19 protein-coding genes and 1 tRNA gene are annotated in these 20,269 nt (G+C 48.7%); 10 read left to right on the top strand and 10 right to left on the bottom strand.

The window, feature by feature from the left end; genetic code table 11:
* Positions 1 to 22: 22 nt before the first annotated feature.
* A tRNA-Met gene (locus tag GOB58_RS11580) sits at positions 23 to 99 on the top strand.
* A 69-nt stretch (positions 100 to 168) separates the two neighbouring features.
* Positions 169 to 519 (top strand): arsenate reductase, encoded by a 351-nt coding sequence (locus GOB58_RS11575; protein ID WP_173560278.1) that lies wholly within the window; start codon positions 169 to 171, stop codon positions 517 to 519.
* Positions 520 to 553: 34 nt separating this feature from the next.
* Here the strand turns inward: GOB58_RS11575 and bfr are convergent, their stop codons facing one another.
* Positions 554 to 1,039: a bacterioferritin gene (gene bfr / locus GOB58_RS11570; RefSeq protein ID WP_086635430.1), complete on the bottom strand. Its 486-nt coding sequence runs from the start codon at positions 1,037 to 1,039 to the stop codon at positions 554 to 556.
* Positions 1,040 to 1,258: 219 nt separating this feature from the next.
* Positions 1,259 to 2,029 carry a tetratricopeptide repeat protein gene (locus GOB58_RS11565; protein WP_173560277.1) on the bottom strand — a complete coding sequence of 257 codons (771 nt, stop codon included), beginning with the start codon at positions 2,027 to 2,029 and terminating at the stop codon, positions 1,259 to 1,261.
* 517 nt (positions 2,030 to 2,546) lie between these two features.
* Here GOB58_RS11565 and GOB58_RS11560 point away from each other — a divergent pair.
* On the top strand, positions 2,547 to 2,750 hold the full coding sequence (locus tag GOB58_RS11560) for a hypothetical protein (protein ID WP_086553877.1): 204 nt from the start codon (positions 2,547 to 2,549) through the stop codon (positions 2,748 to 2,750).
* A gap of 249 nt (positions 2,751 to 2,999) precedes the next feature.
* On the opposite strand, the gene GOB58_RS11555 is transcribed toward GOB58_RS11560, so the two are convergent.
* Positions 3,000 to 4,475 carry a sugar porter family MFS transporter gene (locus tag GOB58_RS11555; protein WP_086553878.1) on the bottom strand — a complete coding sequence of 492 codons (1,476 nt, stop codon included), beginning with the start codon at positions 4,473 to 4,475 and terminating at the stop codon, positions 3,000 to 3,002.
* Between the two features lie 401 nt (positions 4,476 to 4,876).
* Here GOB58_RS11555 and thiC point away from each other — a divergent pair, with 401 nt between their 5' ends.
* Positions 4,877 to 6,685, top strand: a complete 1,809-nt coding sequence (gene thiC / locus GOB58_RS11550) for a phosphomethylpyrimidine synthase ThiC (protein WP_086635435.1) — start codon at positions 4,877 to 4,879, stop codon at positions 6,683 to 6,685.
* Positions 6,686 to 6,770: 85 nt separating this feature from the next.
* Here the strand turns inward: thiC and accC are convergent, their stop codons facing one another.
* Genes accC through aroQ form a run of 3 tightly spaced genes read right to left on the bottom strand, consistent with a single transcriptional unit; the run spans position 6,771 to position 9,045 of the window.
* Positions 6,771 to 8,120: an acetyl-CoA carboxylase biotin carboxylase subunit gene (accC, locus tag GOB58_RS11545; protein WP_086553879.1), complete on the bottom strand. Its 1,350-nt coding sequence runs from the start codon at positions 8,118 to 8,120 to the stop codon at positions 6,771 to 6,773.
* A complete protein-coding gene (gene accB / locus GOB58_RS11540; protein ID WP_086553880.1) occupies positions 8,120 to 8,590 on the bottom strand; it encodes an acetyl-CoA carboxylase biotin carboxyl carrier protein in 471 nt (156 codons plus the stop codon). The genes accC and accB overlap by 1 nt, the downstream gene beginning before the upstream one ends.
* Entirely contained in the window at positions 8,587 to 9,045 is a 459-nt protein-coding gene (gene aroQ / locus GOB58_RS11535; protein ID WP_086553881.1) for a type II 3-dehydroquinate dehydratase, read from the bottom strand. The genes accB and aroQ overlap by 4 nt, the downstream gene beginning before the upstream one ends.
* 287 nt (positions 9,046 to 9,332) lie before the next feature.
* On the opposite strand from aroQ, the gene GOB58_RS11530 reads away from it, so the two are divergent.
* Positions 9,333 to 9,992, top strand: a complete 660-nt coding sequence (locus GOB58_RS11530) for a septal ring lytic transglycosylase RlpA family protein (RefSeq protein WP_173560276.1) — start codon at positions 9,333 to 9,335, stop codon at positions 9,990 to 9,992.
* On the opposite strand, the gene GOB58_RS11525 is transcribed toward GOB58_RS11530, so the two are convergent.
* Positions 9,989 to 10,978 carry a YihY/virulence factor BrkB family protein gene (locus GOB58_RS11525; protein WP_173560275.1) on the bottom strand — a complete coding sequence of 330 codons (990 nt, stop codon included), beginning with the start codon at positions 10,976 to 10,978 and terminating at the stop codon, positions 9,989 to 9,991. The two genes, GOB58_RS11530 and GOB58_RS11525, sit on opposite strands and share 4 nt — an antisense overlap.
* Before the next feature lie 463 nt (positions 10,979 to 11,441).
* Here GOB58_RS11525 and GOB58_RS11520 point away from each other — a divergent pair, with 463 nt between their 5' ends.
* Positions 11,442 to 12,572 (top strand): type III PLP-dependent enzyme, encoded by a 1,131-nt coding sequence (locus GOB58_RS11520; RefSeq protein ID WP_086553960.1) that lies wholly within the window; start codon positions 11,442 to 11,444, stop codon positions 12,570 to 12,572.
* 27 nt (positions 12,573 to 12,599) lie between these two features.
* Here the strand turns inward: GOB58_RS11520 and ccmB are convergent, their stop codons facing one another.
* The gene (ccmB, locus tag GOB58_RS11515) at positions 12,600 to 13,268 is read right to left on the bottom strand and encodes a heme exporter protein CcmB (protein ID WP_173560274.1); all 669 of its coding nucleotides are present in this window, start codon (positions 13,266 to 13,268) and stop codon (positions 12,600 to 12,602) included.
* A complete protein-coding gene (ccmA, locus tag GOB58_RS11510; RefSeq protein WP_173560273.1) occupies positions 13,265 to 13,951 on the bottom strand; it encodes a heme ABC exporter ATP-binding protein CcmA in 687 nt (228 codons plus the stop codon). Before ccmA ends, ccmB begins: the two co-directional genes overlap by 4 nt.
* Here ccmA and GOB58_RS11505 point away from each other — a divergent pair.
* From GOB58_RS11505 to GOB58_RS11490, 4 genes are all read left to right on the top strand, one after another.
* Positions 13,950 to 14,093, top strand: a complete 144-nt coding sequence (locus GOB58_RS11505; protein ID WP_158092916.1) for a hypothetical protein — start codon at positions 13,950 to 13,952, stop codon at positions 14,091 to 14,093. The genes ccmA and GOB58_RS11505 overlap by 2 nt on opposite strands.
* A 119-nt stretch (positions 14,094 to 14,212) precedes the next feature.
* Entirely contained in the window at positions 14,213 to 16,906 is a 2,694-nt protein-coding gene (gene acnA, locus GOB58_RS11500; protein WP_173560272.1) for an aconitate hydratase AcnA, read from the top strand.
* Between the two features lie 40 nt (positions 16,907 to 16,946).
* Positions 16,947 to 17,732, top strand: coding sequence for an amino acid ABC transporter ATP-binding protein (locus GOB58_RS11495; RefSeq protein ID WP_086553887.1), 786 nt, complete (start codon positions 16,947 to 16,949; stop codon positions 17,730 to 17,732).
* A gap of 50 nt (positions 17,733 to 17,782) precedes the next feature.
* Complete coding sequence (locus GOB58_RS11490; RefSeq protein WP_194299718.1) at positions 17,783 to 19,276, top strand: ABC transporter substrate-binding protein/permease; 1,494 nt, start codon at positions 17,783 to 17,785, stop codon at positions 19,274 to 19,276.
* A gap of 17 nt (positions 19,277 to 19,293) precedes the next feature.
* Here the strand turns inward: GOB58_RS11490 and GOB58_RS11485 are convergent, their stop codons facing one another.
* On the bottom strand, positions 19,294 to 20,268 hold the full coding sequence (locus tag GOB58_RS11485; protein WP_173560270.1) for a hypothetical protein: 975 nt from the start codon (positions 20,266 to 20,268) through the stop codon (positions 19,294 to 19,296).
* Between the last annotated feature and the right edge of the window lies 1 nt (position 20,269).

The following is a 20,269-nucleotide window of genomic DNA, read 5'->3' as shown; positions in this document are numbered from 1 at the left end:
GTCTTCCAAACTACCTCACCTCCGCGGGGTGGAGCAGCCCGGTAGCTCGTCAGGCTCATAACCTGAAGGCCGCAGGTTCAAATCCTGCCCCCGCAACCAAATCATATAAATTCTCACACAACGCCTCAGCTTTAGCGCCAGAGGCGTTTTTTGCGTTACGGGTAATGAATGACAATGGTAAAAATCTACGGAATAAAAAACTGTGATACCATGCGTAAAGCCAGAAAATGGCTCGATACGCATAATGTCGTTTATGACTTCCATGATTATAAAACACAGGGAATTGACGCAGAAACTCTCAGCAGGTGGGCAGACCTGATCAGTTATGAAAAGCTGCTTAATAAAAATGGGACAACGTTTAGAAAACTGCCTGAGGCAGAAAAAACAGATCTGACGGAAGTCCGGGCTGTCATATTAATGCAGACATATCCCTCTCTGATTAAGAGGCCTGTCATTGAATATAAAGAAAAAATTGAAACAGGATTTAATCCTGAAAAATATGCAATGATCTTCTCTTAAAAAAAAGCCCCGGTAAACCGAGGCTTTTTTAGAACTACTCCTGATCAGGAGCAGCTGCAGAGTTGAGCTGAATGTAGCGCTCAATACCAATCTGCTTGATAAGATCAAACTGGCGGTCCAGAAAGTCTTCGTGCTCTTCTTCGTTAGCAAGAATCTTAAGAAGCAGGTCACGTGAAACAAAGTCACGGACACTTTCACAGTAGGCAATGCCTTCACGAAGATCAGCCATGGCTTTCTCTTCCAGCTTCAGGTCGCACTCGAGAATTTCTTTAACATCCTGACCAATCAGAATGGTGTTGAGGCGCTGTACGTTTGGTAGACCGCCAAGATAAAGAATACGCTCAATCAGCCAGTCGGCATGACGCATTTCTTCAATAGATTCTTCGTACTCTTTCTTGCCCAGAAGAGTAACACCCCAGTGGCGCAGGGTACGGGCATGAAGAAAATACTGGTTAATAGCTGTCAGTTCGTTTGTCAGCTGAGTGTTAAGATGTTCGATAACTTTTGGATCTTTAGCCATATGCTCTCTCATTTTCTTGTTAGGAAATGAATGTCTTGAGCATTATGTAGAGCATTCCCAGGCGATGATCAATAAAAATAATCAGAGATACTGTTATAGTGATCTAATTGATTATTAATATCAACAAAAAAATATAATATATTTGTATTTTTTCTGTGAAAAATATCTGGATTTTTATATTTACTTGAAATGATAATTATTTTTAACTGGAGTTATTTTTTAATCTGGTAAAGAAAGAGCGCTGTTTTGATGGAAGTTTTCAAGTCGCTTTAAAAGAGATTGACGTAAAGTTATCGCTTTATCGTGGTTTAGTTTGTTTAAAGCGCGTTGCATTGCGAAGAGAATATCAGACGTTGCATCAGGCAATGCTTTCTCCCACCAGAGAAGGGCTTCTTCTGTTTTTTTATTTTCTATCAGATAAGTCGCGTAATTATGTTGTCCTCTGTAATCACCATTTTCTGCTGATCGCCTGTACCATTCAACTGCAGCGTTCCTGTCCTGTTTGATTTCCCAGCCTTCCTCGAGAAAACGGGCAAGAATATTCATAGATTTAGCATGCCCGTTATGTGCAGCCTGCTGAAAAAGCATCAAAGCTTTTTTTAGGTTTTGTGGCATACCAAGACCACGCATGAAGAGGATTCCTAAATTATAGCGTCCCCATTCGTCATCGAGTCGGGCTGCATTTTCATAACATTCTGCGGCAAAGAGTAAGTTGACGGTATCTCCCCAGCCAAAGTGAGCACAGCGTCCGAGCATATTCCAGGCAGGGCCATAACCGGCGTCAGCAGCTATTCTAAACCAAACGCGGGCTTGTGCCGGGTTGGAGGGAACATATGTGCTGTTAAGAAGAATTTTGCCCCAGAGCACCTGTTCGAGGCAGTGCCCCAGAAAAGCTTTCTGACGAATCTCTTCTATGTCTGGTGGAAGAGACAGAGCAGCTTGTTCTTTTTTTTGTTTTGCAAACAGTGCCAGCCATTTTTTTTGTGTCATCGATATTGCCCTGTTTGCTTGCTTATTTGAGAATAATTATTATTAAAGAAAAGCTAAAATCAAGGCAAGGAATCAGGTGAAAAAGGAAACTTTATAAAATACATAAAATTATAGTATATGTAATATACAACTATTAACATTAGTTATTTTTTTTGTGTTTTATATTTTGATTATTTTTTAAGTGAAATACAATTCATTAAAAATTAACAATGTCATGATAACGTCATATTTTAGAAAGGATTATATGTAAAATTAGAGTAACAAATATATGATTTTCAGAAAAAATAATACGAAAATATATAGTTTTATATTGACATCTTTTCGTTGTTAGTTTTAGAAAATTAATGTTACGAAATGAAACAACAATGTTTTCAGGGGTTTTGAGGTGTGTTTACAACCCGTACGATAATGCGATGTAGGCATTAAGCCATTAAGGCAGGTTGCCTTTGAAAAGCTGACAGCTGCTTAGGCTGTCTTATAAAAAATAATAGCTGCGTGCTTATAAGGTTGTCGTGCTGTGTTACTCTCTAAAATTATTGAAATTGATGGTGTTTTTCTTGGAACCGCCGTGTTTTCGGATCAGGAAAGTCATCCGCGTTTTTATGCCGCACATGAGAGTGTGCGTGGAATTCATGACGCTGTAAAACCTGATTTTTGCGGTTTACTTCAGCATGTTGCTCGTCAGTTCCGTTGCAATCGTTTCAACGTCAGGCCAGCCTGAAAACAGATAAAGATGAGAATATGATCCTGCAGCTGGTTATGCTGCAGGGTAAATTTTAAATTCTAGTTGCGTATGATTATTAATTGCACTAAAAGGGTCGTAAGCCGGATGTAGGGTATGGGGGCGTACCTGGTACATCCTGGCGTCGTGCCCATAAAAAAACCTGATGCTGCGCTTTATAATAATAAAAAAGCAGCATCAGGTTTTTTATTGCACTGAGTATGCACTGACATACTCAGTGCGAATCCTTCAGTTCAGAACAGTATCTTTTTCTTCATCGTCATAGTTGCGAATCTGAGGGCTCTGTCCGGGCTTAGGTTTAAACTCGCCTTTGCGCAGTGCTGTCTCAATATCTTCGAGCGATGCCCCTGCTGTTTCAGGTACATAAAAATAAACGAAAATAACAGAAGCCAGATTCACAGCAGCATAAACCCACATGGTGCCACCAAGGGTAACAAGCTGCACCAGTGTCAGTGCTGTTGCTGTTACCAGCAGGTCAGCACCCCAGAGTACAGCAGCATGAACGCTGGTTGCAGCGGCACGCATAGAAAGAGGGAACAGCTCAGCCCCCAGGAGCCAGCCTACGACCTGTATGCCACCTGAATTGAACATCATGAACAGCAGGAGAAAGAGAATTGTAATCCAGCTGCCAGCACTGCCTTTGTCAGGATGGATGGCAAACATAATACCCAGGCCGATCAGGCTGATAACTGAGCCCGGTCCCATAATTAAAACAAGGCGACGGCGACCGATTTTATCAACCAGCAGACAGCCAAGCAGTGTCATAACCAGGTAAACAACAGCGACACCAAGGCTGGCCAGCAAAGCGGCTGAATGACCGAATCCTGCATCGGACAAGAAGGTCGGTGTATAGTAAATCATCATCTCCAGACCGCCTGCCTGTGTAAAAAAGGCGATACCCAGAGCAGCGATAAGAGCCGGACGGGCAAAGGGTAATTTCAGTCCTTTCCAGCCCCGTTCGTTTTCATTGATATTTGAAGCATTTTCGTGAATTTCGTGAATTTCACGTTTGATTGTTTTGCGTGAAGTTCTCACCCGGCTCAGTTGCTCTACCGCAGAGGCCAGCCCTTCGTTTTCAGCTGTCCAGCGAGGACTTTTGGGCATGAAAAACATGCAGATAAACACAAAAGCGGCCGGTAGTGCTGCAATGGAGACCATGGGTCTCCATCCCCAGGCATCACGCATAGTAAAGCCAACCAGGTTGGCAAGAAAAATACCGACACCAATTGCAACATTAAAGAGCGTGACGAGGTTGCCGCGTCTGCTGGCCGGCGCGAGTTCGGAAATATAAGTTGGTACAACCTGTGTTGCACCCCCTACCGCCAAACCAAGAAAAACACGTGCTATAACTAAAAAAATCATATCGGGCGCATAAGAACAGGCCACAGCACCAATAACAAAAATGGCTGTGACAAGCATGACAGATATACGACGACCAAATTTTTCAGAGAAGTATGAGACACCAAGAGCACCTGTAACGGCACCAATAAGAATAGCAGAAGTAACGATTTCTTCCTGACCAGAGGTCAGATGAAAATCTTTTGTTATGAGCAAAAGTGCTCCGGATATGATGCCAGTATCATATCCGTAAAGCCCACCACAAATAGCGGCAACAAAGGCGGCTATCCATAAGAGGAGGTTGGCATTAGGAGAGATTTCAGTGTTATTTATGGCTTCCTGAGCGCGTTTCTTTTCTGTTTGCATATTTTATACATGCCATATTTGTTGTGATTTTGCAAAGACTTGATTGCTTTTGTGTTAGAAAGCTCAACTCCTGCACAGGTGCTTGACATTTTCAAACAGAAAGTTATTTCATGAAAACTACCAAGGGGGGTTCCGGCAAGGAACTGAGAGGCTACTGGTTCTGCTGGTCAGAACGCGTGGCGACCCTGCCGTTCGCAGTATGTAGCTGCGACGGGGAACCTGATCCGGGTCATGCCGGCGGAGGGACTGGTGAAATGAAAAAACGACCGGTGTAGTTCTGTGACCTCTCCTGTGGGGTGCCTGCCGGGTTTTTTCTGCTCTCCGCTCCTCCGTAATGAGGAGTAAGCGAGATGACTGCCCCTGTTGAAACTAAAAAAAATCAGGCGCCGGATGTCAGGAGCATGTTTGCTGCTGATCCCGGGCATGTGACAACTGGTCCTGTACGTGGTTCACGCAAAGTCTATTCAAGCCCTGAAGGCCACCCGGATATCAGTGTTCCGTTTCGGGAAATTAAGCTCGACCCGTCAGCGCAGGAAAAACCTTTGTGGGTGTATGACACTTCTGGCCCGTATACCGAGACAGATGCGCAGATAGATTTGCGCCAGGGTTTGTCAGAGGTGCGTACCGGGTGGCTTAAAAAACGTAATTTCCAGCAGGTCACACCACGTGCTGTGAAACCTGAAGATAATGGTAACGCCCAGGGTGAGCATCTGGTGCCTGCCTGTCCTGCACCTCATGCCGTTTTAAAAGGCGCTGAAGGGCAGATGGTCACGCAATATGAGTTTGCACGTGCGGGTATCATTACAGAAGAAATGATTTACGTTGCACACCGCGAAAACCTTGGTCGCCAGATTGCTGCTGAGGGAGCCGCTGCACGTCTTCAGGATGGTAACTCATTTGGTGCCTCTGTGCCTGAGTTTGTAACGCCTGAGTTTGTCAGGCAGGAAATTGCCTGCGGCCGTGCCATTATTCCGGCTAACATTAATCACCCTGAGCTTGAGCCGGTGATTATCGGGCGTAATTTTCTTGTTAAGGTGAACGCTAATATTGGCAACTCAGCAGTGACCTCCACTGCGGCTCAGGAGGTGGAAAAGCTTGTCTGGGCTATTCGCTGGGGTGCGGATACGGTCATGGACCTCTCAACAGGTCGTAACATTCATAATATTCGTGACTGGATTCTTCGTAACTCGCCAACACCCATCGGTACAGTGCCACTTTATCAGGCGCTTGAGAAAGTTGGTGGTGATGTCAGCAAACTCAGCTGGGAAGTTTTTCGTGATACACTGATCGAGCAGGCTGAGCAGGGAGTGGATTATTTTACCATTCATGCGGGGGTTCGCCTGCAGCATGTGCCGCTCTCAGCCAGCCGTGTGACAGGCATTGTATCACGTGGCGGGTCGATCATGGCAAGCTGGTGCCTCAACGGGCATCGTGAGAGCTTTTTGTATGAGCATTTTGAAGAAATCTGCGACATTATGCGCGCTTATGACGTCTCCTTCTCTCTGGGAGATGGTTTGCGCCCGGGTAGTATTGCCGATGCGAATGATGCTGCGCAGTTTGCTGAGCTGGAAACCCTTGGTGAGCTGACTAAAATTGCCTGGGCAAAAGGCTGTCAGGTGATGATCGAAGGGCCTGGGCATGTGCCTATGCACAAGATCAAAGAAAATATGGATAAACAGCTCAAAGATTGTGGTGAGGCTCCTTTTTATACGCTTGGGCCACTAACCACTGATATCGCACCTGGTTATGACCATATTACCTCAGCTATTGGCGCAGCTATGATTGGCTGGTTTGGCACCGCAATGCTGTGTTACGTCACGCCAAAAGAGCATCTGGGGCTGCCAGACCGTGATGATGTGAAAACCGGTGTTATCACCTATCGCCTGGCTGCTCATGCGGCTGACCTGGCCAAAGGTCATCCCGCTGCAAGACTGCGTGATGATGCGTTAAGCCGTGCACGGTTCTCATTCCGCTGGGAGGATCAGTTTAATCTGTCTCTCGATCCTGATACGGCATGTGCCTATCATGATGAAACAATGCCACGTGAAGCGCATAAAACAGCACATTTCTGCTCTATGTGCGGGCCTAAATTTTGCTCTATGCGCATTAGCCAGGACATTAAAAAAGATGCTGAGCGTCTCGCCGGACTGGAAGAGAAAAGCGAAGAGTTCCGTAAGGCTGGCGGTAAAGTTTACATTCCGGCTGAATAAAACAGGCTTTTTGGGTGCTTAAAAACACGTCAGGGGAGGGTAAAAACCCTCCCCTGACTGAAGTCTGAAGGTTTTAAAAAACGCGTCAGACTTCCTGTAATTGTGCTGAAAAATTCTCAAGCCAGTGAATGGTGTAGTCACCTTTCTGAAACTCAGGATTTTCAAGAATACGACGGTGCAGAGGAATAACCGTCTTAATCCCTTCAACAACAAACTCATCAAGAGCGCGTTGCATCCGGGCAATCGCTTCTGCACGTGTTGGTGCATGAACGATGACCTTAGCGATCATGCTGTCATAGTAAGGCGGTACGCGATAGCCGGTATAAAGTGCACTATCAACGCGCACACCCAGTCCACCTGGCGGGTGATAAACTGTTACAGTACCGGGGCAGGGTGAGAAGTCGTTAGGGTCTTCAGCATTGATACGACATTCAATGGAATGACCAGAGAATGTTACATCTTTTTGTGTGTAACCAAGTTTCTCACCGGCTGCGATACGAATCTGCTCACGCACAAGGTCAACATCACTGACCATCTCTGTCACAGGATGTTCAACCTGAAGACGTGTGTTCATTTCGATAAAGCAGAACTGGCCGTCCTGATACAGGAACTCAAGAGTGCCAGCGTTACGGTAGCCCATTTTTGACAGGGCTTCAGTAACGGTCTTACCAATTTCATCACGCTGTTCTGCTGAAATAGCAGGTGACCCGGCTTCTTCAAGCAGTTTCTGGTGGCGACGCTGTAAAGAGCAGTCACGCTCACCAAAATGGACGACATTATTATAGTTATCGCCAAGAATCTGAAGCTCGATATGACGGGGCTTATCCATGTATTTTTCAAGATAAACTGCGTCATTGCCAAAAGCTGCACGAGCTTCTGTACGGGCTACATTCCAGGCTTCTTCCAGGTCAGCTTCGGTCGGAGCAACTTTCATGCCACGGCCACCACCACCTGCTGCAGCTTTAATCAGCACAGGATAGCCAACTTTAGCTGCGACCTTACGTGCTTCCTCAATACTGGCCAGTTCACCATCAGAGCCGGGAACCAGAGGAACACCAAGTGCCTGCATGGTGGTTTTAGCGGTAATTTTATCGCCCATCATGCGGATGTGCTGTGCGGTTGGGCCAATAAAGACCAGACCGTGCGATTCTACCGTTTCGGCAAAGTCGGCGTTTTCTGACAGGAAGCCATAGCCGGGGTGAATTGCCTCCGCACCGGTGATGGTTGCGGCAGAAAGAATGGCGGCAACATTCAGGTACGAATCGCGTGATGAGGCCGGGCCGATGCAGACTGCTTCATCAGCAAGGCGAACATGCATTGCATCCTGGTCAGCAGTTGAATGCACAGCCACGGTTTTGATGCCAAGCTCCCGGCAGGCGCGCAGGATACGCAAGGCAATTTCGCCACGATTGGCGATAAGAATTTTAGAGAACATTACTCAATAACGACCAGAGGCTGACCAAATTCTACCGGATCACCTGAAGCGACGAGAACAGATTTAACTGTGCCGGCTTTTGGCGCTTTGATCTGGTTGAAAGTTTTCATGGCTTCAATCAGGAGCAGAGTCTGACCGGCACTGACGGTCTGTCCGACGCTGATGAAAGGTGGAGCTGACGGGTCAGGTGTGAGGTAGGCTACACCAACCATCGGGCTTTTAACGGCTCCGGGGTGAGCGGAAAGGTCAGCCGGAGCAGCAACCGGTGCCGGAGCTGCAACAGCAGCCGGGGCAACCGCTGCAACAGGAGCTGCTACCGGTGCAGCAATAGCTGCCTGTACGGGCGGCAGAGCGCGTACCACACGAATGCGACTGTCTTTTTCGGTAACTTCAATTTCTGTCAGGCCGGTATCGGCCAGAATGGTAGCGAGTGTTCTAATGGTATCCGCATCCACGAGCAATCCGCTCATCGGTGATCATCCTCTTGAAAAATAAAATCAGTTATTGCCTGCAGCGCCAGGGAATATCCTGCCACGCCCAGTCCGCATATAACGCCAACAGCAGCGCGCGAAACATAAGACATGTGACGGAATGGCTCGCGACGGTGAATATTAGAAATATGTACCTCAATTACTGGCAAATCTGTTGCAAGCAAAGCATCTAGCAGCGCAACAGATGTATGGCTATATCCTGCAGGGTTAATAATGATGCCCCGGGCACGTTTACGGCACTCCTGCACCCAGGAAATCAGCTCACCTTCTATATTCGTCTGTCGAAAATCGATAGCCAGGTCAAGCTTATCTGCTGCCTGAATACAGATTTGTTCCACGTCGTCGAGCGTCGCATGTCCGTAAATTTCGGGCTGGCGCTGGCCGAGCATGTTGAGATTAGGGCCGTTAAGTACGGCAATAAGAGGTCTTTCCATGGTGGGGAGATGCTAGCACAGAGGGGATAAACTCTCCAAGATAAGCTGGTGAGATGAATTAATTTTCATGAAAAAATTTATTATCGGAAATATTAAAAAACAATTAAAAACCAATAAGATATGTCGTGTTTATTTGCACTAAATGATTTAATAGCAGTGCGTTTTTTATGCTTGTCAGGTATAGAAAAAAACATATTTTTGATTTTTTATGCCACATTTGCGCTTTACATCGAGTATAGAAGGCATCCGGGTTGCCCTGATTATTAATGAGGAGGGAACAACACACGATGTCAGCTTTGCGCCGAACACTTCTGGGAGGGGTCGTTTTAATGACAGCTCTTGGATCATCCTCTGCCGGGGCAGCAGTTGCAGAAACAGGAAATTCTCCTGATACCGCTCTGGCCTCTTCTGATAACACAGGTGAGCCGGTCTCTACGCCTTGGGCGCAGTCTGTTCGTAACGCTCTGGCGGCGCGTAAACGTGCATTGATGAGCAGTGTTGATTCCATGAAGCATCGCCTGCACCAGGAAGGGCTGGCAAGCTGGTATGGTGAGCATTTTAATCGCCACCGTACGTCTTCAGGAACAATGTTTGATAAAACAGCTCTTACGGCTGCGCACCCGACATTACCGCTTGGGAGCAAAATTCTGGTAACGTCGAAGGAAACGGGGCGGTCAGTTGTCGTTATGGTTAATGACAGAGGACCATACGTTCATAACAGAATTATTGATCTTTCAAAGGCAGCTGCTGAACGTCTGGGTATGCTAAAAAAAGGCGTTGCTCATGTTGAGGTTCAGCCAGTACCTGAGGCAACAGAAGTTGCTCAGGCTCCGATAGCTGATGATGCAGAAAACAGGGCTTCATCCGTTCAGAATTCTGAAGCTCAGCCCACGGTTAAATATTCAAAACCTTTCCTGCGTAAGCGACACACAACAGCATCTCATTAATGCTGTTGTGGCGCTTTGCCTGAAATCTCCAGTGCCTGCCCTTCCATCTGGGCGCTGAGCTCGGCACCCATCATAACAACCCAGGCACTTACGAAAAACCACATCATAATGCCGATGAAGGCTCCGAGCGGGCCATAGGTTGCATTGTAGCTTGCGATGTGAGCGACATAATAAGAAAAACCGAGAGCCGAAATGACCCAGGTAATTGTTGAAAACAAGGCTCCTGGTAAAACCCATCGCCAGTTTGTGCGATAGTGGCGGTCTGGTCCAAAACGGTACAATGCGCATGTTGCCAGCGTCTGGAACAGAAAAACAACCAGAGGCCCGCTCCACTGTGCGACAAATTCAATTGATCCTGGTGGAGTAGGGATGTGCAGCCACATGGTCATATTGAGCAGCAGAGGTACCGCGACCATAATGGCTATTGTGAGCACTGCGCCGAGAATGGCAAAAAGTGTCATCGACAGAGCGGTAATCTGAAAGACAAAAAAATTGCGGGTTTCTTTAGTATTATAGGCAATATTAAGTGCAGCAAGAATTGAGCGTGTTGCCGCAGATGCCGACCACAGGGCGACACTAAGTGAAATGATCAGATTGAGGGTTAGTGAGCTGTGAGGTTCAGCAACCAGTGTTTGTATTCTGTCATAAATCAGAGAATATGCTGCCGGAGGGAGAAGGCTGCGCAGAACACGCAGCTGCGGTGTGACAGTCTGTACGTCAAAAGCCAGCCCGTAGATTGAGATGAGTGAACTTATCGCCGGGAAGAGAGACAGGGTGGTATAGAAAGCACACCCCGCAGCCACCAGAGTAATAGGGCCGGAGAAAATATTTTTGATGGCCTGTGACAGAATCAGACGCCATTCGTGCCTGGAAAACTGCGAAGGGCGTGCAATAGTGCGAACAGGTGCGGAAGAAGATGTATTAAGGGTACTCTGATTTTTTGTCTCAGAAGGGGTGTGTTCAGCCTGGCTGCAATCGGCCTGCATTGTTTCTGAAATATCCTTATACTCATATTTCAGAGAAGAGGAGGTCTTCTCTGATACGGTGTATCTCCGGTTTTCGGCATAGTATCGGCTATTGTCTCTGTCGTAAGACTGACAGTAACGACGAAAAAACGTTTCAAATGTTCTCTGACACGAACATGAGAAAACTTTAATGAGATGCACAGACCTTCTACCGTGCGATGCTATGAGTTTCTATGTTTTTTTCAAAAAATGTTATTTTTGTCTTGCGCTTGTGTTTGTTTAGTCGCATATGCACACCCCTTGCCACGGCTGATGCACGTGGCGTTGCTTTCCCAAAGCTGAGCGATAAAGCCGGATAATCCGTGCGGCAGGACCTTCGAGGGTAAAGGTTTTTTATTGTTTATGGCCTTATAGGCCAAGTCTTTAAGTCGCTCCTTAATACAGTGATGTAAAACGGGAGTCCTGATATCGGGGAATGTGAGTGGTGACTTCTAAAATTGCTCGTTTTTTTGCCGAAAACAAACCGGCTACACCTTGTCTTGTTGTCGATGTCGATCAGGTAGAGGCACGCTATCAGGCGCTGCGTCATGCTTTGCCACAGGCACGCATTTATTATGCTGTGAAAGCAAACCCGGCTATGCCTGTGCTTTCGCGCCTGGTTGAGCTGGATTCCTGCTTTGATGCGGCTTCATGGGAAGAGATTTCCTTTTGTCTCTCAGCCGGTGCAAAACCAGAATCGATCTCCTTTGGGAATACTGTAAAGAAAGTTCAGGCTATTCAGGCAGCTTATGTTGCAGGCGTGCGGATGTATGCTTTTGACTGCCTTGAAGAGCTGGAAAAAATTGCAGCGCATGCCCCCGGTTCGCGTGTTTATTGCCGCATTATGGTTGATAACGAAGGCGCTGAGTGGCCGTTATCCCGTAAATTCGGCACAAGCACTGAATCAGCAAAAGAACTGATGCTCAAAGCGGCTGACCTGGGCCTCGACCCTTATGGTCTGTCCTTTCATGTTGGTAGCCAGCAGCTTTCAGCCGAGGCTTATGAAGTCGCTATCAGCCGTGTCGCCAGTGTATTTTCTGAACTGGCTGACACAGGCCTGGATCTGCGGATGGTTAATCTGGGCGGAGGGTTCCCGGTCAGATATCGTCATGATGTACCGGGTATTGATCATTTCTCGCAGGTTATCAGCCACGCCATGACAGAGCATTTTGGTAATGCTCTGCCTGAAATGCTGGTCGAGCCTGGCCGTTATATCGTTGGTGAAGCCGGCGTTGTGCGCTCAGAGGTTGTTCTGGTCAGCCAGCGTGGGCGCGAAACCGGGCCTCGCTGGGTTTATCTTGATATTGGTCGTTTTGGTGGTCTGGCCGAGACAGAAGGCGAGGCTATCCGGTATGCTATTCATACGAGCCGGGATGGGTCACCTGTTGGTCCGGTTGCTATTGCCGGCCCGACCTGTGATGGCGCTGACATTATGTATGAAAAAGCACCATATGAGCTGCCTCTCTCTCTTGAATCAGGTGAGCAGATAGAGCTGCATTCTGCCGGTGCTTATATTTCGACATACTGTTCTCAGAGCTTCAACGGGTTCCAGCCTCTTGAAGAGTATTATATCTGAGGTCTGATTAAAAAAGCAGGGCAGCGGCTATTCAACCGCCGCCCTGAGACCCGCTCCGGCTGCCAGTGGGCAGAGCGGTAAAGCCGCACCCAGAAAAGCTCCCAGTAATTCAAGGTCAGGTATCCAGGGCAGACCATTACTGATGGCATCCAGTGCTGCTGCGCCAAAAATCAGCGCAGGGCAGGTGAGTGGCAGAATTAAAAGCGGCAGAAGTACATCACTCCGCCTTGCTCCCAGCACAACGGCAGCTGCCATGCCGCCAATCAGTGACAGGATCACTGACCCCAGAAATAATCCGCCTGTTAAAACCAGAATACTAACCTGTGGCAGGCCCAGCATAACAGCCATGGGAATCGCTGCGATCAAAAGAGGCAGGCCGGTTGTTAGCCAGTGTGCTGTCATTTTTGCCAGTGCAACAAGAGAGGCGGGGAGTCCAAGCAGCATGAGCTGGTCAAGTGAACCATCTTCTAACTCTGCGCCAAATAATCTTCCGAGCGGCAGAAGGGCTGCGAGCAACGCACAGACCCAGATAATACCCGGTGCCATGTGGCGTAACAGCTCTGGCGAAGGCCCCAGTGCCAGCGGGAATAAGGTCGCGGCAAGAATAAAGAAGAGAACCGCGCCCAAGGTGTCAGCACCATGCCGGCGTGCCAGGCGCAGGTCGCGTATAATAACGGCAAAGAATAAGGGCATCATGGCGCGGTTCCTGAATGCTCATGCCAGGTCCAGTCATCCGGTGACGTATCTGGCATGACAGCCCGATCTGGTGCCGCTGGCAGGTCGAGGTGAGAGGTTGTATCCATTGGCAGAGGAACGTGTGAGGTTGCAATTATCATGCCGCCTTTTTGACGGTGGCGGGTCAGAGCCTCGCCCAGCAGACTAATAGTTGCATTATCCAGGCCAAGTGTGGGCTCATCCAGCAGCCATAAAGGGGCCTGTCTCAGTAAAACGCGGGCCAGAGCGGTACGCCGCTTCTGCCCGGCAGAGAGCTGGCGGGCGGGCAGGTCAGCCAGCTCCAGAAGATTAAAGGTTTTCAGAGCTTCGGCAATGTTACTGCCTGTCGTGGTCGCATAAATTTTTAAGTTTTCAGTAACCGTCAGGCCAGGTTTCAGAGCCTCCTGGTGACCAAGGTAAGCGACGCGTTGTGTATGGGCTGTTATGTCATCTTTTACAGGTTGTCCCTGCCATAACAACGTACCGGCATCAGGGTGTCTTAGCCCGGCCAGAACCCTCAGAAGTGTTGATTTTCCTGCGCCATTTGGTCCTGTCAGGAGCATAGCTTCCCCTGCATGCAGGGAGAGGCTGATCTTGCTGAGAACGAGCCGCTCACCTCTGAACACACACAAAGAGTCGCCTTCGAGTAAGGGTATAACCGACATGGATGAACAACCTGGTGAAAATGAATGCCCGGAGATGGGACTTCTCCTTAATGTTACCATCAAAACCCGCAGAAGCAGGCCTGCTCGCGTTCTCGTGGTCGCAGACCGCCTTGTATCACAATGCCTCGCCGGTATGTTCTAGACCCGTAAGGATATCAAGCCGGGCATCCGGGAATCTGGATGCATATACAGCATAATGTTGTGTGTCGGCTTCCTGAGCGTATCACCAGCCACTGGCTGTGATCGGGGAGATTAAAGTAAATGAAAACCGTTGGGCACGATTCACTTAAAACCAGCCGTTCGCTTACTGTTGACGGCAAAGTATATCACTATTTTTCAATTCCTGAGGCGGCGAAGTCAATCGGTGACATCAGTCGCCTGCCTGTATCGCTAAAAGTTCTGCTTGAGAACATTCTGCGTTTTGAAGACAGCCGCTCCTATAACGTTGACGATGCAAAGGCGATTGCAGGCTGGCTCCCTTCAGGCAGCAGCACGAAGGAAGTGCCGTTTAAGCCTTCCCGTATTCTGATGCAGGACTTCACCGGTGTCCCCGCCGTTGTTGACCTTGCCGCTATGCGTGATGGCATCGTGAAGCTGAAGGGGGATGCACAAAAGGTTAACCCGCTGGTGCCGGTTAACCTGGTGATCGACCATTCTGTGATGGTTGATGTTTATGGCTCACCTGATGCGCTGCAGAAGAATATTACGCTGGAGTTTGAGCGTAATGCAGAACGTTATGCTTTTTTGCGCTGGGGGCAGGAGGCATTTGAAAACTTCTCAGTTGTTCCGCCTGATACAGGGATCTGCCATCAGGTGAACCTTGAATATATTGCACAGGTCGCCTGGACAGCAAATGTTGGTGGTAAAGACTACGTCTACCCTGACTCGTTGTATGGTACAGACAGCCACACAACTATGATTAACGGTCTTGGTGTTCTGGGCTGGGGTGTTGGTGGCATTGAGGCTGAGGCCGCAATGCTGGGGCAGCCTATTGCTATGCTTATTCCTGACGTGATCGGTTTCCGTCTCACAGGTAAGCTGCCTGAAGGGGCGACGGCTACCGATCTGGTGCTGACTGTTACGCAGATGTTGCGCCGCAAAGGTGTTGTAGGCAAATTTGTTGAGTTTTTTGGCCCTGCTCTTGATCATCTGCCTGTTGCTGACCGTGCAACGATTGCCAATATGGCGCCTGAATATGGTGCGACCTGTGGCTTCTTCCCTGTTGATAAGCTGACGCTTGATTATTTGCATGAAACAGGTCGTGACGAACATCGTATCAGGCTGACTGAAGAGTATTTACGCGCACAGGGTATGTTCCGCACTGCTGAAACACCTGAGCCGGTTTTCACAGATATTCTTGAGCTTGATCTGGCAACTGTTGTACCGTCTATTTCTGGTCCAAAACGCCCTCAGGACCGGGTTATCCTGACTGCTGCGAAAACAGAGTTTGAAAAAGAGCTGACTTCTTCTCTTGGTATTCCGGCAAATGATGCGAATAAAAAAGCACCTGTTGCAGGAACTAACTATGAAATTGGCCAGGGTGATATCGTTATTGCGGCTATCACCTCGTGCACCAACACATCAAACCCGGCGGTACTGATTGCGGCTGGTCTGGTTGCGCGTAAGGCACGGGCTCTTGGGCTGACGCCAAAACCATGGGTAAAAACCTCCCTGGCTCCCGGCTCTCAGGTTGTTACAGATTATCTGCTTCGTGCTGGTCTGACAGAAGATCTGGATGCGCTTGGTTTTAATACCGTTGGTTATGGCTGCACAACCTGCATTGGTAACTCAGGCCCGCTGGCACCTGATATTGTTGATGCAATTGAAAACAATAATCTGGTTGCTGTTTCTGTTTTGTCAGGTAACCGCAACTTTGAAGGGCGTATCTCTCCGAACGTAAGGGCAAACTATCTTGCCAGCCCTCCACTTGTCGTTGCCTATTCTTTACTGGGTACGATGCGCCAGGATATTACGAAAGATCCTCTTGGCACCTCGAAGGATGGTAAACCTGTTTATCTGAAAGATATCTGGCCATCTAATAAAGAGATTGCTGAGCTGATGGGTTCTTCTATTAATCGTGAGGAATTTATCAAACGCTATAAGCATGTTTCTAAAGGTACGCCTGAGTGGCAGAATCTGAAGGTTGTAACAGGTTCTGAAACTTACCAGTGGGACAAAACATCTACCTACGTGCAGGACCCGCCATATTTTAAAGGTATTACACACGAGCCTGTTGCGCCGGGTAATATTGAAAATGCGCGTATTCTTGCTCTGTTAGGTGACAATATCACGACCGATCATATCTCCCCTGCCGGTGCGATTAAAAAAGACTCCCCGGCAGGACGTTATCTGATTGAAAATGGCGTTGAGCAGCGCGATTTTAACTCTTACGGCTCACGCCGTGGCAATGACCGCATAATGGTACGTGGCACTTTTGCTAATATTCGTATCAAAAATGAAATGCTTCCTGGCACGGAGGGAGGTCTTTCCAGACATTACCCTGATGGCAAAGAGGGTTTCATTTATGATGTAGCCATGAAATACAAAGAAGAGGGTACCCCTCTGGTTGTCTTTGGTGGTAAAGAATATGGCATGGGGTCCTCGCGTGACTGGGCTGCCAAAGGCACGCTGCTGCTGGGTATCAAAGCCGTTGTTGCAGAAAGTTTTGAGCGTATTCATCGTTCCAACCTGGTTGGAATGGGGGTTCTGCCATTGCTGTTTAAAGAAGGCACAACCCGAAAAACTCTTAATCTCAAAGGTGATGAGATTATTTCGTTCAAAGGGCTTGAGACAATTACACCACGTATGGATGTAACGATGACCGTTAAGCGTGCTGATGGCAGCACGCAGGATGTTCAGCTGCTCTGCCGTGTCGATACACTGGACGAAGTTGAATATTACCGGCATGGTGGCATTCTTCAGTATGTATTGCGTGGGATGACTAAAGCTGCCTGAGAATCGTTCTGTTTCTGATAAACATGACGGGGCCGGCCTGGTGCAAACCGGGTCGGCTTTTTCTGTTAAAGAGCCTGTAGTGCTGCATGCACAAAATGTGCATAAGCAATTTGGCGAAACCATTATTCTGAACGGCGTTTCGCTTGAGGTGCATAAAGGGGATCTGGTTTCCGTTATCGGGCCTTCAGGATGTGGAAAATCCACATTTTTGCGTTGCCTGAATTTCCTTGAAATACCAGATCGTGGACGGATTACAGCCGCTGGTGTGACCATTGACCGGCAGGGCGGGCCTTGGCGTCGTGCAGATGAGCATATGGCACACAGGCTGCGCACCCATGTCGGGATGGTTTTTCAGAGTTTTAACCTGTTCCCGCACCTGACGGTGCTGGATAATGTTTTGCTCGCGCCACGTATTGTTAAGCGCCAGACTGACACCGTTAAGCGTGATCAGGCTATGGCATTGCTTGAAAAAGTGGGGCTGGGCCGGGTGGCCGGGCGGTATCCCCTCTCTCTTTCCGGAGGGCAGCAGCAGCGTGCCGCAATAGCGCGGGCTCTGGCGATGAACCCTGATATTATGCTTTATGACGAGCCTACTTCAGCCCTTGATCCTCTGGTTGCTGAAGAGGTGCTGAATGTGATGCGTCAGCTTGATGCAGAAGGCATGACACAGATCGTCGTGACACACGACATGCGTTTTGCTCGTGTTGCGTCAGATACCATCGTTTATATGGATGGCGGCCATATTATTGAGGCAGGTCCGCCTGATGTTATGTGTGTCAGACCGACGGATGAAAGAACACGACGTTTTCTGGGAGCGTTGCTGTGACGCAGCATTCTACTCGTTTTTTTGCCTTTGCCCGTCATGTAAGCCGCTGGTTGCCTGCCTGCCTTATTGTGCTGGCTCTTTTTGCCGGTTCTGCCAGAGGGGAATCTCATCCTGTACGCTGGGCAGCTGATGCATCAGCAGATGTGCCTTTTACGTTTCATGACCTGAAAGATCAGACGAAGCTGACAGGTTTTGAATATGATCTGGTGCAGGAACTTGGCCGGCATATGAAAAACCCGCTGCAGTTTGTGCAAAATGACTGGGATGGTCTTATTCCCGGGCTGGAGCGTGGTCTGTATGAAATGGTTATCTGCGGTATCGAAATCACCCCTGAACATGCCGAGGGTATTGATTTCAGTGATCCGTATTATGTGACATCAGAGCGGCTTGTTGTCAGGCGTGATGGCTCGCATTTTGATACGCTTGATCAGCTTAAAGGGCATATTGTTGGTACGCTGAAGGCGACACAGGCTGAGCGTATTCTGCAAAATCACCCGGAGATAGAAATGCGCACCTATGATGAGGAAACCAATGTGTTTCTTGATCTGGTAAACGGGCGCACAGATGCTATTTTGATTGATGGGCCGATTGCTCAGTATTATGGGAGTACCAACCCCGCACTTGAAGTGGTCGGTGCACCCATAGGGCGCGTTGCCTATGGCGTTGCTTTTGCTAAAGGCAAGCATGGTGCCTTGCGTGAGCAGGTGAATACCGCTCTGGCTGCAATGATGCAGGATGGCAGCCTGCATAAAATTCTGGCTAACTGGAAGTTATGGTCACCAGAAATGGCGGCAATGACCGGGGACAGAACCACTCTGGCGGCAGAGCCTGCAGGGTGGATCAGATACACAGAGGCTTTGCACAGCGCCACGTCATGGAAGGCACGTTTCTGGCGTTATGTTAGTTTTATACCCTTCCTGGCAAAAGGGGCTGCGCTGACCCTGCTGGTATCATTATGTGCCATGGTGCTGGCAGTGGCACTTGGGCTGGCCCTGGCGCTGATACGTTTATATGGTCCCCGCCCACTGGCTTCTCTAACATCTGTTTATGTTGAGGTTGTGCGCGGTACACCGTTGCTTATTCAGATTTTGTTTCTGTTTTATGGTCTGCCAGAGTTTGGCATCAGTCTTGGGCCATTTCTTGCCGGTGTGCTTGGTCTGGGTCTTAACTATGCAGCGTATGAGGCAGAGAATTACAGGGCCGGGTTACAGTCTGTCGCGCCAGGACAGATGGAGGCCGCTCTGGCTCTTAATATGACGCATTTCCAGGCCTTACGTTTTGTGGTTGTGCCGCAGGCGTTTCGTCTGGTTATGCCAGTGATGACGAATGATTTTATTTCTCTTTTAAAAGATTCATCTCTTGTCAGCGTAATCACTCTGACCGAGCTGACACAGACTTACATTCGTTTGTCTTCTACATATTTTGATTATTTTGGCACCGGCCTGATGGTCGGAGGGGCCTATCTTATTCTGGGTCTGCCATTTGTGCGTCTTGCCCGTATGGCAGAGAAGAAACTGGCGCAGCCTCACACACGGCGTGAGTGAGGCTGAAACAGGGGCTGCTAGTTATGGTATCCCGGGTCAGCTGCGATAGTTGCCGGGATAGTATTGGCCTCAAGCTTATTAGCATAGGCCTTGCGCAGGTAAGGCAGCCATTTTACCAGCCAGACATTGACTGAGTTTACAAAGCTCGCAACAGCCGAGTCATTTTGCATGCCGGTGCGTGTCCAGTCTTCAGGTGCGCCGGGGAAGTTTTTTTGTCCCGGGGTTGCAGGGCTGATCAGCGTATGAACAGAGGCGACATCGACACCTGAGCCTGATTTTGTTTTTTCAATATGTAACCATGCGGCATCAACCATAGCCGGCGGCAGGATAAACTTCATTTCCGTCAGGCGGTTAAGCGTAAACGCCAGTATGGGGCTGGCCATAAGGCCCTGCAGAGGCTGATTGGCTGCCATGAAGGAGTGGTCAAGCACGCGCACTGGTGATGTCATCCAGCATTCAGTTTGTCTGCCATCCTGTGGCAGGCTGCCGACCAGAAAATTATACCCGTTATTGCAAAGGCTTTCGAGGTTTTGAGCATTTTCTGCTGAAACAGGCTGAGTTGTTGCCTGAGCAACAATCATGCCTGTTACCAGGCCCTGGTCGACACGTACCAGAACAGATGACAGAACTTCACTATGATTCTGGTCATCCTGCTGGTTTGCGATAGCATGCCATTTGCCTGCGGGAAGCGGGAGCTGACGCCCGGCAAAGGGAATAACCCCGGTAAATTCGGCATCAAAAGGGGGGGCTGATGCAGTGTGGTGCTCTGCCGCTGCCTGGTCAGGCTGGCCGGAAGAATCAGCATCCTGAAAAGAGGAGGTGTCACTTCCCAGAGTATGACCGATTTTGCTGGTCAGCACTTTATATGGGGGAGCAATCTGCACCAGCCAGGGAGCCGGGAAGATAAGAGACAGCAGGGTGCACAGACAGGCAGTAAGCAGAGCAGTGCGCCATAGCGGCGCACGATTCCAGAGGCGTTTTATGGCAGACATG

It is taken from the genome of Acetobacter thailandicus (assembly GCF_011516655.1).
GTDB classification, from domain to species: Bacteria; Pseudomonadota; Alphaproteobacteria; order Acetobacterales; family Acetobacteraceae; genus Acetobacter; species Acetobacter thailandicus.
Note: the sequence above shows the minus strand (reverse complement) of the source record. Positions and strands in the feature narration are given on the sequence as shown.

Excerpts from the sequence above, each read along its gene's own strand:
- GOB58_RS11485 (WP_173560270.1), bottom strand. The coding sequence starts at position 20,268 with ATGTCTGCCATAAAACGCCTCTGGAATCGTGCGCCGCTATGGCGCACT.
- GOB58_RS11525 (WP_173560275.1), bottom strand. The coding sequence starts at position 10,978 with ATGCAGGCCGATTGCAGCCAGGCTGAACACACCCCTTCTGAGACAAAA.
- GOB58_RS11505 (WP_158092916.1), top strand. The coding sequence starts at position 13,950 with ATGGATGAACAACCTGGTGAAAATGAATGCCCGGAGATGGGACTTCTC.
- ccmA (WP_173560273.1), bottom strand. The coding sequence starts at position 13,951 with ATGTCGGTTATACCCTTACTCGAAGGCGACTCTTTGTGTGTGTTCAGA.
- ccmB (WP_173560274.1), bottom strand. The coding sequence starts at position 13,268 with ATGATGCCCTTATTCTTTGCCGTTATTATACGCGACCTGCGCCTGGCA.
- accB (WP_086553880.1), bottom strand. The coding sequence starts at position 8,590 with ATGAGCGGATTGCTCGTGGATGCGGATACCATTAGAACACTCGCTACC.
- GOB58_RS11555 (WP_086553878.1), bottom strand. The coding sequence starts at position 4,475 with ATGCAAACAGAAAAGAAACGCGCTCAGGAAGCCATAAATAACACTGAA.
- aroQ (WP_086553881.1), bottom strand. The coding sequence starts at position 9,045 with ATGGAAAGACCTCTTATTGCCGTACTTAACGGCCCTAATCTCAACATG.
- acnA (WP_173560272.1), top strand. The coding sequence starts at position 14,213 with ATGAAAACCGTTGGGCACGATTCACTTAAAACCAGCCGTTCGCTTACT.
- accC (WP_086553879.1), bottom strand. The coding sequence starts at position 8,120 with ATGTTCTCTAAAATTCTTATCGCCAATCGTGGCGAAATTGCCTTGCGT.
- bfr (WP_086635430.1), bottom strand. The coding sequence starts at position 1,039 with ATGGCTAAAGATCCAAAAGTTATCGAACATCTTAACACTCAGCTGACA.
- GOB58_RS11575 (WP_173560278.1), top strand. The coding sequence starts at position 169 with ATGACAATGGTAAAAATCTACGGAATAAAAAACTGTGATACCATGCGT.
- GOB58_RS11530 (WP_173560276.1), top strand. The coding sequence starts at position 9,333 with ATGTCAGCTTTGCGCCGAACACTTCTGGGAGGGGTCGTTTTAATGACA.
- GOB58_RS11565 (WP_173560277.1), bottom strand. The coding sequence starts at position 2,029 with ATGACACAAAAAAAATGGCTGGCACTGTTTGCAAAACAAAAAAAAGAA.
- thiC (WP_086635435.1), top strand. The coding sequence starts at position 4,877 with ATGTTTGCTGCTGATCCCGGGCATGTGACAACTGGTCCTGTACGTGGT.